The following is a 13,469-nucleotide window of genomic DNA, read 5'->3' as shown; positions in this document are numbered from 1 at the left end:
GGGCCAGATGGTAACGAGCCGCCCGCCGGACGGCCCCGGCTCACCCCACCGCGAAGCGGCGCGCCAGCGCGTCCCGCTGGGCCCGGACGAACCGCGCGTCCACCACCGCGCCGTGCCCGGGGACGTACACCGCGGTCTCCCCGCCCAGCTCCAGCAGCGCGTCGAGCGCCGCCGGCCACCGCCCGGGCACCGCGTCCGGACCGGCCTGCGGCTCCCCGGACTCCTCGACCAGATCGCCGCAGAAGACCACGACGGGGGTGCCGGGCACCACCACCGCCAGGTCGTGCCCGGTGTGGCCGGGGCCGGGGTGGACCAGCAGCGCCTCGCGTCCGCCGAGGTCCAGCGCGTGCCGCCGGTCCACCGGGTGGCCCGGGGTCACCAGCGCGTCCACCGCCCGCCGCGCCTCCGGTCCGGCCACCCCGTACCGCACCGCGTCCTCACCCAGCTCCGCACGCCCCCGCGCCAGTACCCCGGCCAGCCCCGCCTGCCCGTACACCGCCGCCTCCGGGAACGCCGAGGCGCCCAGGACGTGGTCGAAATGGGCATGGGTGAGGGCCAGATGGGTGACGTCCCGCCCGGTCAGATCGCGCACCTCCCGGCGCAGCCGTTCACCCTCCGGCACCGTCGAGCCGCTGTCGATCAGCAGCACCCCGTCGGTGCCGACCACCACCCCGATCGTCACGTCCAGGAACGCCAGCCTGCGCCGGGCGACCCCCGGCGCCAGCCGCTCCCACCCGTCCCGCTCCGTCTTCTCCACGCCCGGCACGCTAGCCGGACGCACGTCGTCCCGCCCGGCGACCGTGCCGCTCCGCGCCCGCGCGCGGTACCGTGACGCGCGCCGCGGAACGGTCCGGCACGCGGCGGCCCTTGCCCACCCCTTGCTACCCGGCCGTACACTGGCTCAGGGAATCTGGCACTCGCATCGGCTGAGTGCCAGGGGGAAGGACCCGTCGGACCCACGGCTTGGAGGTGCGCGCGTGCTGAGCGAACGCAGACTCGAAGTCCTGCGCGCCATCGTCCAGGACTACGTCGGCACCGAGGAACCCGTCGGTTCCAAGGCGCTCACCGAGCGGCACAAGCTCGGCGTGTCGCCCGCCACCGTGCGCAACGACATGGCGGTGCTGGAGGAGGAGGGGTTCATCCAGCAGCCCCACACCAGCGCCGGGCGGATCCCGACCGACAAGGGCTACCGCCTCTTCGTCGACCGGCTGGCCGGCGTCAAGCCGCTGTCGGCCGCCGAGCGCCGCGCCATCCAGAACTTCCTGGACGGCGCGGTCGACCTGGACGACGTGGTGGCCCGCACGGTACGGCTGCTGGCCCAGCTCACCCGGCAGGTGGCGGTGGTGCAGTACCCGTCGCTGACCCGCTCGACGGTGCGCCACGTGGAGCTGCTCTCGCTGGCCCCCGCACGGGTGATGCTCGTCCTGATCACCGACACCGGACGGGTCGAGCAGCGCCTGGTGGACTGCCCGGCGCCGGTCGGCGAGACGGTCCTGGCCGATCTGCGGGCCCGGCTCAACAGCCGGGTGGTCGGCCGCCGCTTCACCGACGTCCCCTCGCTCGTGCAGGACCTGCCGGACTCCTTCGAGCACGACGACCGTCCGACGGTCTCCGTGGTGCTCGCCACCTTGCTGGAGACGCTGGTGGAGGAGACCGAGGAACGGATCATGCTCGGCGGCACCGCCAACCTGACGCGGTTCGCCCATGACTTCCCCCTCACCATCCGCCCGGTCCTGGAGGCCCTGGAGGAACAGGTCGTCCTGCTCAAACTCCTCGGAGAAGGGGCGAAGGACAGTGGCGTAACGGTACGAATCGGTCACGAGAACGCGCATGAGGGCCTGAACTCCACATCGGTCATCGCGGTGGGTTACGGTTCGGGCGACGAGGCGGTCGCCCGGCTGGGCGTGGTCGGACCGACCCGGATGGACTACCCCGGAACGATGGGAGCGGTACGCGCAGTGGCGAGGTACGTCGGACAGATCCTGGCGGAGTCGTAAGTGGCGACGGACTACTACGCGGTCCTGGGCGTCCGGCGTGACGCCGGACAGGACGAGATCAAGAAGGCGTTCCGCCGACTCGCTCGCGAGCTCCACCCGGACGTCAACCCGGACCCCAAGACCCAGGAGCGGTTCAAGGAGATCAACGCCGCTTACGAGGTCCTCTCCGATCCGCAGAAGAAGCAGATCTACGACCTCGGCGGCGATCCGCTGTCCGCCTCCGGCGGGGCCGGCGGCGCGGGCGCCGGCGGCTTCGGCGCGGGCTTCGGCAACTTCAGCGACATCATGGACGCCTTCTTCGGCACGGCGTCCCAGCGCGGCCCGCGTTCGCGCACCCGGCGCGGCCAGGACGCGATGATCCGGCTGGAGATCGAGCTGGACGAGGCGGCCTTCGGCACCACCAAGGAGATCCAGGTCGACACCGCCGTCACCTGCACCACGTGTGCCGGTGAGGGCGCCGCCCCGGGCACCGCGGCGCAGACCTGCGACATGTGCCGCGGCCGGGGCGAGGTCTCCCAGGTGACCCGTTCCTTCCTCGGCCAGGTGATGACCTCCCGGCCGTGTCCGCAGTGCCAGGGCTTCGGCACCGTGGTGCCGACCCCGTGCCCGGAGTGCGCCGGCGACGGCCGGATCCGGTCCCGGCGCACCCTCACCGTCAAGATCCCGGCCGGTGTGGACAACGGCACCCGCATCCAGCTGGCCGGCGAGGGCGAGGTCGGCCCCGGCGGCGGCCCCGCCGGTGACCTGTACGTGGAGATCCGCGAGCTGCCGCACCAGGTCTTCCAGCGGCGCGGCGACGACCTGCACTGCACGGTGACCATCCCCATGACGGCCGCCGCGCTCGGCACCAAGGTGCCGCTGGAGACGCTGGACGGCCTGGAGGAGGTGGACATCCGGCCCGGCACCCAGTCCGGCCAGTCGATCCCGCTGCACCAGCGCGGCATCACCCACCTGCGCGGCGGCGGCCGGGGCGACCTGGTGGTCCACGTCGAGGTGCAGACCCCGACCAAGCTCGACGCCGAGCAGGAGGAGCTGCTGCGGCGGCTGGCCGTGCTGCGCGGCGAGGAGCGCCCCTCCGGCCACTTCCAGCCCGGCCAGCAGGGGCTCTTCTCCCGGCTGAAGGACGCCTTCAACGGCCGCTGAGCCGTTCCAGGAGCGCCCCCGGGCCGCCCGGGGGCGCCGCGGCCGGCCGTGCCAGGATGGAGCCATGCCAACCCTGACCGAGCTGCTGCCGCTGCCCGTCGTCCAGGCGCCGATGGCCGGCGGGGCCTCCGGCCCGGCGCTCGCCGCCGTGGTGAGCGGCGCCGGTGGCCTGGGCTTCCTCGCCGCCGGGTACAAGACGCCGGAGGCGGTGCGGCGGGAGATCGCGGAGGTACGCGCGCTGACCGCGCGGCCGTTCGGGGTCAACGTCTTCCTGCCGCAGCCCGCCGCCGACCCGGCCGCCGTCGCCGCCTACGCCGCCCGGCTGGCCCCCGAGGCCGACCGGTACGGCACCGCGCTCGGCGACCCCGGCGCGGGCGATGACGACGCCTACGACGCCAAGGTCGCGCTGCTGCTGGCGGATCCGGTGCCGGTGGTGAGCTTCACCTTCGGCTGCCCGGAGCCCGCCGTGGTCGAGGCGCTGCGCCGGGCCGGTACGTACACCGTGGTCACCGTCACCTCCGCCGCCGAGGCGGTCGCGGCCCGCCGGGCCGGGGCGGACGCGGTCTGCGCCCAGGGCACCGAGGCCGGCGCCCACCAGGGCCGCCACCACGACGACCCGGGCCGGGACGCCACCGCGACGACGCTTCAGGCGCTGCTGCCCGCGGTCCGCGAGGCGGCCGGGCTGCCGGTGATCGCGGCCGGCGGGATCATGGACGGCCGGGGGATCGCGGCGGTGCTGGCGGCCGGCGCCGAGGCGGCCCAGCTCGGCACCGCCTTCCTGGCCACCGCGGAATCCGGCGCCCACCCGCTGCACAAGCGGGCGCTGACCGATCCTGGTTACGACCGCACCGAGCTGACCCGGGCCTTCTCCGGCCGCCCGGCCCGCGGGCTGGTCAACCGCTTCCTGCGCGAGCACGGCCCGGCCGCCCCGGCCGCCTACCCGGCCGTCCACCACCTGACCAGCCCGCTGCGCAAGGCCGCCGCGGCGGCCGGCGACACCGAGGCGATGGCGCTGTGGGCCGGGCAGGGCCACCGGCTCGCCCGCGAGCTGCCCGCCGCCGAACTCGTCCGCGTCCTCGCCGCCGAGCTGGCCGAGGCCCGCGGCGCGCGCACCCCGGGGCGGGCCCGGTGACCGCCCCCGTCTTCGTCGTCCCGCCCGGCGCGCTGCCCGCCGCCCCCGGCACCCGCGTGGTGCTCGACGGGCCGGAGGGCCGGCACGCCGTCTCGGTGCGCCGGCTGCGCGTCGGCGAGGAGATCGTGCTCACCGACGGGGAGGGCACCGGCGCCTACGGCACGGTGGCCGCCGTCGAGGGCAAGGACTGGCTGGAGGCCGAGGTCGCCGAGGTCCGCCGGGAGCCGGATCCGGCGCCGCGCATCACCGTCGTCCAGGCGCTGCCCAAGGGCGACCGGGGCGAGCTGGCGGTGGAGACGATGACCGAGACCGGCGTGGACGCCGTCGTGCCGTGGGCCGCCGGGCGGTGCGTGACGCAGTGGAAGGGCGAGCGCGGCGTCAAGGCGCTGGCCAAGTGGCGGGCCACCGCGCGGGAGGCCGGCAAGCAGGCGCGGCGGCTGCGATTCCCCGTCGTCCACGACCTTATGACGACCCGTCAGGTGGCCGGGCTGCTGGCCGGGGCCGACTTCGCCGCCGTCCTGCACGAGGAGGGCGCCGCCCCGCTGGCCGCCGCCCCGTTGCCGAAGCGCGGCGAGATCGTCCTGGTCGTCGGCCCGGAAGGCGGCGTCGCCCCCGACGAGCTGGCCGCCTTCGCGGATGCCGGCGCCGCCCCCTGCCGCCTGGGCCCCACCGTGCTGCGCACCTCCACCGCGGGGGTGGCCGCCACCGCGCTGCTGCTGGGCCGCACCGGCCGCTGGGGCGCCCCGGACTGAGCGGGCGCCAAGGGGCCGTTCGCGGATCACGAAACCGGTCGTCCGCCACGCCGCACGTGTTTAGTGTGGCAAGGGTGACGCACCCTTCGTACCTGAGGTATCCGCATCCGCACGGCGACCTGATCACCTTCACGGCCGAGGACGACGTCTGGGCGGCCCCGCTCGACGGCGGGCGGGCCTGGCGGGTCAGCGCCGACAACATGCCGGTCGACCACCCGCGGATCTCCCCGGACGGCGAGCACATCGCCTACACCTCGACCCGGGACGGCGCACCCGAGGTGCACTTCGCCCCGGTCGACGGCGGCCCCGCCAAACGCCTGACGTACTGGGGCAGTTGGCAGACGAGGGTGCTCGGCTGGACCCCGCGGGGCGAGGTGCTGGCGGTCACCGCGCACGGCGAGGTGTCGTCGCGCCGCACCTGGGCCCGGGCGGTCCCGCTGGACGGCGGCCCGGCCCGCACCCTGCCGTACGGACCGGTGGGCGGCGTCGCCTTCGGGCCCGACGGGGCGGTGCTGCTCCAGTCGGTCTCCATGGGCCGGGAGGCGGCCACCTGGAAGCGGTACCGCGGCGGCACCGCGGGCAAGCTGTGGCTCGACCCGGACGGCACCGGCACCTTCCACCGCGTCCACGCCGCACTCGACGGCAACATCGAGTGCCCGCTGTGGGTCTCGGGCGGCGGCGGCCCGGCCCGGATCGCCTTCCTCTCCGACCACGAGGGCACCGGCGCCCTCTACTCCAGCCTCCCGGACGGCTCCGACCTGCGCCGCCACACCCCGCTGGACGGCTTCTACGCCCGCCACGCGGCCACCGACGGCACCCGGGTCGCCTACACCAGCGGCGGCCGGCTCCACCTGCTCGACTCCCTCGACGCCGAACCGCGCCCGCTCCAGGTCCGCCTCGGCGGCCAGCGCACCGACCTCCAGCCCTACCCCGTCCGCGCCGCCCACCACCTCGGCGACGCCCACCCCGACCACACCGGCCGCGGCAGCGCCGTCGAGGTACGCGGCACCGTCCACTGGCTCACCCACCGCGAGGGCCCGGCCCGCGCGCTCGCCGCCACCCCGGGGGTACGGGCCCGGCTGCCCCGGGTCTTCCGCAAGGGCGGCGAGGGCGAGCCGCACGTGGTCTGGGTGACCGACGCCGAGGGCGAGGACGCGCTGGAGTTCGCCCCGGCCACCGGCTCCGGCGCCGAGACCGGCCGCACCGACGCCACCGCTCCGCCGCACCGCCTCGCCGCCGGCCGCCTCGGCCGGGTGCTCGAACTCGCCGTCTCGCCCGACGGCCGCCGCGTCGCCGTCGCCTCCCACGACGGCCGGGTGCTGCTGGTGGAACGGGAGACCGGCGAGGTGCGGCGGGTCTCCGACAGCGAGCACGGGGAGGCGAGCGGGCTGGTCTTCTCCCCGGACTCCGGCTGGCTCGCCTGGTCCCAGCCCGGCCCGGCGCCGCTGCGCCAGCTGCGGCTGGCCAACACCACCACGCTCGCCGTCTGCGACGCCACCCCGCTGCGCTTCAACGACTTCTCGCCGGCCTTCACCGCCGACGGCAAGCACCTGGCGTTCCTCTCCGAGCGCGCCTTCGACCCGGTCTACGACGCCCACGTCTTCGACCTGTCGTTCCCCAACGCCTGCCGCCCCTACCTGATCACGCTGGCCGCCGACACCCCCTCGCCGTTCGGCCCGCAGCGCCACGGCCGGCCGCTCGGCGGCGGCGCCGACGACCGGGCGGAGGGCGAACGCCACGACGAGGGCCACCCCGAGGACGGCGAACGCCGGGTCCCGGTCACCCGGCTCGACCTCGACGGACTCGCCGACCGCATCGTGCCGTTCCCGGTGGAGGCCGGCCGCTGCTCCACGCTGCGCGCCGCGGCCGGCGGGGTGCTGTGGCTGCGCCACCCGCTGCACGGCGTCCTCGGCGCCGCCCTGGCCACCCCGCAGGCCACCCCGCCGGCCACCACGCTGGAGCGGTTCGACCTCGACCGGCTGCGCGCCGAGGAACTCGCCGAGGACGTGGACGACTTCGCGGTCACCGGCGACGGCCGCCGGCTGCTGCTCACCTCCGGCGGCAAGCTGCGCGTGGTGCCCTCCGACGCCAAGGCCGACGACGAGGACGGCGACAGCGCGGTCACCGTGGACCTCTCCCGGATCCGGGTGACCGTCGAACCGGCCGCGGAATGGCGCCAGATGTACGCCGAGACCGGCCGCCTGATGCGGGACAACTTCTGGCGCCCCGACCTCGGCGGCGTCGACTGGGACGGGGTGCTGGACCGCTACCGCCCTCTGCTGGACCGGGTCGCCACCCATGACGACCTGTGCGACCTGCTGTGGGAGGTCCACGGCGAACTGGGCACCTCGCACGCCTACGTCGTCCCGCCGCGCGGCCGGGGGGACGCCCTGCACCGCCAGGGGCTGCTCGGCGCCGACCTGGTGCGCGACGGCGACGGGGTGTGGCGGGTGGCCCGGGTGCTCCCCTCGGAGACCTCCGACCCGGGCGCCCGCTCCCCGCTGGCCGCCCCGGGGGTCGCGGTACGCGCCGGGGACGCCCTGCTCGCGGTGGACGGCCGGCCGGTCGACCCGGTCGCCGGGCCCGGCCCGCTGCTGGTCGGCACCGCGGGCAAGCCCGTCGAGCTGACCGTCGTCGGCGCCACCGGCGAGCCGCGCGCGGTGGTGGTGGTCCCCATCGCCGACGAGGAGCCGCTGCGCTACCACGACTGGGTGGCCGGCCGCCGCGCCCACGTCCACGAACGCTCCGCCGGCCGCCTGGGCTACCTGCACGTCCCCGACATGCAGGGGTACGGCTGGGCGCAGCTCCACCGCGACCTGCGGATCGAGGTGGCCCGCGAGGGGCTCGTGGTGGACCTGCGGGAGAACCGCGGCGGCCACACCTCGCAACTGGTGATCGAGAAACTGGTCCGCCGGGTGGTCGGCTGGGACGTGCCCCGGGGCGCGCGTCCCTCCAGCTACCCGCTGGACGCCCCGCGCGGCCCGGTGGTCGCGGTGGCCGACGAGTTCTCCGGCTCCGACGGCGACATCGTCAACGCCGCCATCAAGGAACTGGGCATCGGCCCGGTGGTGGGCACCCGCACCTGGGGCGGGGTGGTCGGCATCGACTCCCGTTACCACCTGGTCGACGGCACCCTGGTCACCCAGCCCAAGTACGCCATCTGGTTCGACAGCCTCGGCTGGGACCTGGAGAACCACGGCGTCGATCCGGACATCGAGGTCGTCCCCACCCCGCAGGACCGGGTGGCCGGCCGGGACGTCCAGCTCGACACCGCGATCGAGGTGGCCCTGGAACGCCTCGCCGCCCAGCCCGCCCGCACCCCGCCCGCCCTGCCGTGACGGCGCGAGGGCCGACGCGGCACCAGGGGCGCGCCGCCCGTCCGGCGCGCCCCGACCGGTAACATGCGCCCCGTAAGCACCAACGGCACCAACGCCGTTGCCTGCCCACCCGGTTCGCAAGGGAGACGCCAACGTGGCGGGAGATCCGCAGGCCGACTGCCTGTTCTGCAAGATCGTGGCGGGCGACGTGCCCGCGACGATCGTCCACGAGAACGACACCACGGTCGCCTTCCGGGACATCAACCCCCAGGCCCCGACGCACGTCCTGGTGATCCCCAAGGCGCACTACCCGGACGCCGCCTCGCTCGCCGAGCAGGCGCCGCAGCTCGCCGCCGACGTCCTCGCCACGGCCGGCCAGGTGGCCGCCGCCGAGCGGGTGGACGGCACCGGCTACCGCATCGTGTTCAACACCGGCGGCGGCGCCGGCCAGACCGTCTTCCACGCCCACGCCCACCTCCTCGGCGGACGCGGCCTCAACTGGCCCCCCGGATAACGGAGAAACCGGAATCCGGTCATGCGCGAACTCGTCGTCCTGGGCACCGCCAGCCAGGTGCCCACCCGCCACCGCAACCACAACGGCTACCTGCTGCGGTGGGACGGCGAGGGGATCCTGTTCGACCCCGGTGAGGGCACCCAGCGCCAGATGCTGCTCGCCGGGGTCGCCGCGCACGACCTGACCCGCATCTGCGTCACCCACTTCCACGGCGACCACAGCCTCGGGGTCGCCGGGGTCGTCCAGCGGATCAACCTCGACCGGGTGCCGCACCCGGTCACCGCCCACTACCCGGCCTCCGGCTCCCGCTTCTTCGAACGCCTGCGGTACGCCACCGCCTACCGTCAGACCGCGGTGATCCGCCAGGAGCCGGTCATCGGCGACGGCGAGCTGGCGGTCACCCCGGCGTTCACCCTCACCGCCCGCAAGCTCTCGCACCCGGTGGATTCCTACGGCTACCGGCTGGTGGAGCCCGACGGCCGCCGCATGCTGCCGGAGAAGCTCGCCGCCCACGGCATCGCCGGCCCGGACGTCGGCCGGCTGCAACGCGACGGCGAACTGCGCGGCGTCCGGCTGGAGGAGGTCAGCGAGGTCCGCCGCGGCCAGCGCTTCGCGTTCGTCATGGACACCCGCCTGTGCGACAACGTGCACGCCCTCGCCGACGGCTGCGACCTGCTGGTCATCGAGTCCACCTTCCTCGGCCCGGACGAGGCGCTGGCCGACGAGTACGGCCACCTCACCGCCGCCCAGGCCGCCCGGGTCGCGGCCGGCGCCGGGGTACGCCACCTGGTGCTCACCCACTTCTCCCAGCGCTACCCCGACCCCGAGGCGTACGCCGCCGAGGCCCGCGAAGCCGGGTTCACCGGTGAACTGACCATCGCCCGCGACCTGGACCGGGTGCCGTTCCCCAAACGCCGCTGACCGGACCCGGCCCACGTCACCGGGGCGGAAAGCGCTTACCATGGCAGCCGTTCCCGCCCCCGCACCCGTGAAGTGATCTCTCGTGCCCCTGCCCAAGGCCGAACTCCACCTGCACATCGAAGGCAGCCTCGAACCCGAGCTCGCCTTCGCCCTCGCCGCCCGCAACGGCGTGCCGCTGCCCTACGCCTCCACCGAGGAGCTGCGCCACGCCTACTCCTTCCGCGACCTGCAGTCCTTCCTCGACCTGTACTACGCGCTCACCGCCGTACTGCGCACCGAGGACGACTTCCACGACCTCGCCGACGCCTACCTGCGCCGGGCCGCCGCACAAGGCGTGCGCCACGCCGAGATCTTCTTCGACCCGCAGGCGCACACCTCCCGCGGCGTACCCATCGGCACCGTGATCGAGGGGCTGGGCCGCGCCCTGGACCAGGCCGAGCACCGGCACGGCGTCACCACCCGGCTGATCCTGAGCTTCCTGCGCGACCAGTCCGCCGAATCGGCGCTGGCCACCTTCGAGTCCGCCCGCCCCCATCTGCACCGCGTCCACGGCGTCGGCCTGGACTCGGCCGAGGTCGGCCACCCGCCGGCGAAGTTCCGCGAGGTCTACCGGCTCGCCGCCGAGGCCGGGCTGCACCGCGTCGCCCACGCCGGCGAGGAGGGCCCGCCCGCCTACATCACCGAGGCGCTGGACGAACTCGGCGTCGAGCGCGTCGACCACGGGCTGCGCTGCCTGGAGGACCCGGCGCTCGTCGACCGCCTGGCGCGCGAACAGGTGCCGCTGACCGTCTGCCCGCTGTCCAACGTCCGGCTGCGCTGCGTGGACACCCTCGCCGACCACCCGCTGCGCCGCATGATCGACGCCGGGCTGCTGGTCACCGTCAACTCCGACGACCCGGCGTACTTCGGCGGATACGCGGACGACAACTTCGCCGCGGTGCGCGAGGCGCTGGGGCTGGACGACGAGACGCTGCGCACCCTCGCCGCCAACTCCTTCACCGCCTCCTTCCTCGACGAGGAGACCAAGGCCGCCCGCCTCGCCGAGGTGGCCGCCTACACCTTCGCCGACTGAGCGCGCCGCCAGATCCGTTCCGCCACCGCCGCGGAGTCCACCAGCGGGTGCAACGCCAGCGCCCGTACCGCGTGGCTGCGCGAGCCGGTGGCGGCGGCCTCGATCGCGGCCCGTTCCACCGCCTTGACCGACAGCATCAGCCCCGCCTGGTGCGCGTCGGGCGGGGCCACCGGCAGCGGGCGCACCCCGGTTTCGTCCACCTCGCAGGCGACCTCCACCACCGCCTCCTCGTCGAGCACCGGCACCGTGCCGCCGTTGCGCACGTTGAGGACGAGCCGGGCCGGGGCCGCCCCGGACAGGGCGCGCATCAGGGCGAGGGCCACCCGGTCGTAGCCGCCGCCGTCCAGATCGGCCGCGTCGCGCTGCCAGCCGCCGGACGCCTGGCGGGCCTCGGCCAGGTAGGTCTCCTCCCGTTCCAGCCGGGCCGCCTCCCACAGTCGGTGCGCCCCGGCCGGGTCGGCGCCCGCCCGGCCGAAGAACTCCGCCTGCTGCCGGTCGAGGAACTCCCCCCGGGTGGCCGCCGCCTCCCGCGCCGCGGCCACCGCCTCCCGGGTGAAGTAGTAGTAGTGCAGGTACTCGTTGGGCAGCGACCCCAGCGTCCCCAGCCACCGCGCGCCGAACAGCCGGCCCTCCTCGAACGTGGCCAGCGCCGCCGCGTCCGCCAGCAGCCCGGGCAGCAGGTCACGCCCCCGCCACTCCAACCGCCGCAGCCAGCCGAGGTGGTTGAGGCCCACGTAGTCGTACCCCACCCGGTCCGGGTCGGCGCCCGCCGCCCGCGCCGCCCGGCGCACCAGGCCCACCGGCGAGTCGCAGATCCCGATCACCCGGTCCCCGAGCACCGCGCGCATCGCCTCGGTGACCATCCCGGCCGGGTTGGTGAAGTTGATCACCCAGGCCCGGGGCGCCACCGCCGCCACCCGCTTCGCGATCGCGGTGGCCACCGGCAGCGTGCGCAGCCCGTACAGCACCCCGCCGGCGCCCACCGTCTCCTGGCCCAGCACCCCCTCGGCCAGCGGGATCCGCTCGTCGCAGGCGCGTCCGGCCATCCCGCCCACCCGGATCGCCGAGAAGACGAAGTCCGCGTCGCGCAGCGCGTCGTCCAGCCCGGCCGCCACCCGTACCTCCGGCGCCCGCGCCCCCGCCCGCTCGGCCGAACGGCCCTGCTCGGCCAGGACCGCCGCGATCACCGACAGCCGCCCCGGATCGGTGTCGTACAGCACCACCTCCCGCACCGCCGGATCGCCGATCAGAGCCCGGTACACCAGGGGCACCCGGAAACCGCCGCCGCCCAGGACCACCAGCCGGGCGCCCCCGCGTGCGAAGGCCGTCGTGTCCGCCGCCATGTCTTCTCCCTCGGTCTTTTGGGGCACAGTGTCCTGCACCGGTCCCGTACCCGACGGAAGGAGCCCGGGGTGACCGACCAGCCGCCCGTTCTCGACCCGCTCGCCTCGGTCCGCGACACCGGTGACCCGGTGACCGACGTCTACCTGACCGGACCGGTCTTCCTCGACATCATCTTCACCGGCCTGGACAGCGCCCCGGTGCGCGGCACCGAGTCCTGGGCCCGCGGCATGGGCTCCAGCCCCGGCGGCATCGCCAACATGGCCACCGCGCTCGCCCGGCTGGGCCTGCACACCGCGCTCGCCGCCGCGTTCGGCGACGACATGTACGGCGACTACTGCTGGGAGTCGCTCGAACAGCACGAGGGCATCGACCTCACGCTCTCCCGCAAGGTGAGCGGCTGGCACTCCCCGGTCACCGTCTCCATGGCCTACGAGGGCGAGCGGACCATGGTCAGCCACGGCCACGAGGCACCGCCGCCGGAGGAGGCCGCCCCGCAGGACCCGCCGCCCGCCCGGGCCTGCGTCGCCTCGCTGACCGCCGGGCGCCGCGAGCCGTGGCTGGCCCGCGCCGCCCGCCACGGCAGCCGGATCTTCGCCGACGTCGGCTGGGACGACACCGGCCGCTGGGACCCGGCCGACCTCGCCGACCTGGAACACTGCGACGCCTTCCTGCCCAACGCCGTCGAGGCGATGCGCTACACCCGCACCGACTGCCCCCGCGAGGCCGCCCGCCGTCTCGCCGACCGGGTCCCGCTGGCCGTGGTCACCATGGGCTCCGAGGGTGCCTACGCGGTGGACTCCGCCCGCGGTCAGACCGCCGAGGTGCCCGCGCTCACCGTGGAGGCGCTGGACCCCACCGGCGCCGGGGACGTCTTCGTGGCCGGGTTCGTCACCGGTTCGCTGGCCGGCTGGCCGCTCGCCGACCGGCTCGCCTTCGCCAGCCTCACCGCCGCGCTGTCGGTGCAGGAGTTCGGCGGTTCGCTCTCCGCCCCGGGCTGGCTGGAGGTGGCCACCTGGTGGCAGCACGCCAAGACCTACGACGACCAGGACCGCGGGGCGCTGCGCCGGTACGCCTTCCTGGACGAGCTGCTGCCGCCGGCCGCCCGCCCCTGGCCGCTGCGCCGGGCGGTGCCGACCATCGGTTTCCGGCAGACCCCGCCCGCCCCGGCACCGGGCGGCACCTTGGGGCCGCGGTGACCGGCAAAACCCCTCCAACCCCGGCCGGACGGCGAAGTACCCTGGTACCCCAAGGCCCGTGAGGGCGCCCCGGACAGACGA

11 protein-coding genes are annotated in these 13,469 nt (G+C 75.4%); 9 read left to right on the top strand and 2 right to left on the bottom strand.

Annotated features, from left to right (window positions below; genetic code table 11):
- Positions 1-40: 40 nt before the first annotated feature.
- Positions 41-757 carry an MBL fold metallo-hydrolase gene (locus tag SCATT_RS07430; RefSeq protein WP_014142356.1) on the bottom strand — a complete coding sequence of 239 codons (717 nt, stop codon included), beginning with the start codon at positions 755-757 and terminating at the stop codon, positions 41-43.
- Between the two features lie 220 nt (positions 758-977).
- Between SCATT_RS07430 and hrcA the strand changes: the two genes are divergently transcribed.
- The 8 genes from hrcA (at position 978) to SCATT_RS07390 (ending at position 10,848) form a co-directional block, all read left to right on the top strand.
- Entirely contained in the window at positions 978-1,997 is a 1,020-nt protein-coding gene (hrcA, locus tag SCATT_RS07425; RefSeq protein WP_014142355.1) for a heat-inducible transcriptional repressor HrcA, read from the top strand.
- Positions 1,998-3,140: a molecular chaperone DnaJ gene (gene dnaJ / locus SCATT_RS07420; protein ID WP_014142354.1), complete on the top strand. Its 1,143-nt coding sequence runs from the start codon at positions 1,998-2,000 to the stop codon at positions 3,138-3,140.
- 64 nt (positions 3,141-3,204) lie between these two features.
- The gene (locus SCATT_RS07415; protein ID WP_014142353.1) at positions 3,205-4,272 is read left to right on the top strand and encodes a nitronate monooxygenase; all 1,068 of its coding nucleotides are present in this window, start codon (positions 3,205-3,207) and stop codon (positions 4,270-4,272) included.
- A complete protein-coding gene (locus SCATT_RS07410; RefSeq protein ID WP_014142352.1) occupies positions 4,269-5,024 on the top strand; it encodes a 16S rRNA (uracil(1498)-N(3))-methyltransferase in 756 nt (251 codons plus the stop codon). The genes SCATT_RS07415 and SCATT_RS07410 overlap by 4 nt, the downstream gene beginning before the upstream one ends.
- A gap of 74 nt (positions 5,025-5,098) precedes the next feature.
- Positions 5,099-8,362, top strand: a complete 3,264-nt coding sequence (locus SCATT_RS07405; protein WP_014142351.1) for a S41 family peptidase — start codon at positions 5,099-5,101, stop codon at positions 8,360-8,362.
- Positions 8,363-8,495: 133 nt separating this feature from the next.
- Positions 8,496-8,855, top strand: a complete 360-nt coding sequence (locus tag SCATT_RS07400) for a histidine triad nucleotide-binding protein (RefSeq protein ID WP_014142350.1) — start codon at positions 8,496-8,498, stop codon at positions 8,853-8,855.
- A gap of 21 nt (positions 8,856-8,876) precedes the next feature.
- The gene (locus tag SCATT_RS07395; RefSeq protein ID WP_014142349.1) at positions 8,877-9,776 is read left to right on the top strand and encodes a ribonuclease Z; all 900 of its coding nucleotides are present in this window, start codon (positions 8,877-8,879) and stop codon (positions 9,774-9,776) included.
- An 82-nt stretch (positions 9,777-9,858) separates the two neighbouring features.
- Positions 9,859-10,848, top strand: a complete 990-nt coding sequence (locus SCATT_RS07390; protein WP_014142348.1) for an adenosine deaminase — start codon at positions 9,859-9,861, stop codon at positions 10,846-10,848.
- Here SCATT_RS07390 and SCATT_RS07385 read toward each other — a convergent pair.
- Complete coding sequence (locus SCATT_RS07385) at positions 10,830-12,191, bottom strand: family 4 glycosyl hydrolase (protein WP_014142347.1); 1,362 nt, start codon at positions 12,189-12,191, stop codon at positions 10,830-10,832. The genes SCATT_RS07390 and SCATT_RS07385 overlap by 19 nt on opposite strands.
- Before the next feature lie 69 nt (positions 12,192-12,260).
- Between SCATT_RS07385 and SCATT_RS07380 the strand changes: the two genes are divergently transcribed.
- The gene (locus SCATT_RS07380) at positions 12,261-13,388 is read left to right on the top strand and encodes a carbohydrate kinase family protein (RefSeq protein WP_014142346.1); all 1,128 of its coding nucleotides are present in this window, start codon (positions 12,261-12,263) and stop codon (positions 13,386-13,388) included.
- The last annotated feature ends 81 nt before the right edge of the window (positions 13,389-13,469 follow it).

This window comes from Streptantibioticus cattleyicolor NRRL 8057 = DSM 46488 (assembly GCF_000240165.1).
In the GTDB taxonomy this organism is placed as follows: Bacteria; Actinomycetota; Actinomycetes; order Streptomycetales; family Streptomycetaceae; genus Streptantibioticus; species Streptantibioticus cattleyicolor.
Note: the sequence above shows the minus strand (reverse complement) of the source record. Positions and strands in the feature narration are given on the sequence as shown.

Coding starts and splice junctions, on each gene's coding strand:
- SCATT_RS07415 (WP_014142353.1), top strand. CDS start 3,205: ATGCCAACCCTGACCGAGCTGCTGCCGCTGCCCGTCGTCCAGGCGCCG.
- SCATT_RS07395 (WP_014142349.1), top strand. CDS start 8,877: ATGCGCGAACTCGTCGTCCTGGGCACCGCCAGCCAGGTGCCCACCCGC.
- SCATT_RS07385 (WP_014142347.1), bottom strand. CDS start 12,191: ATGGCGGCGGACACGACGGCCTTCGCACGCGGGGGCGCCCGGCTGGTG.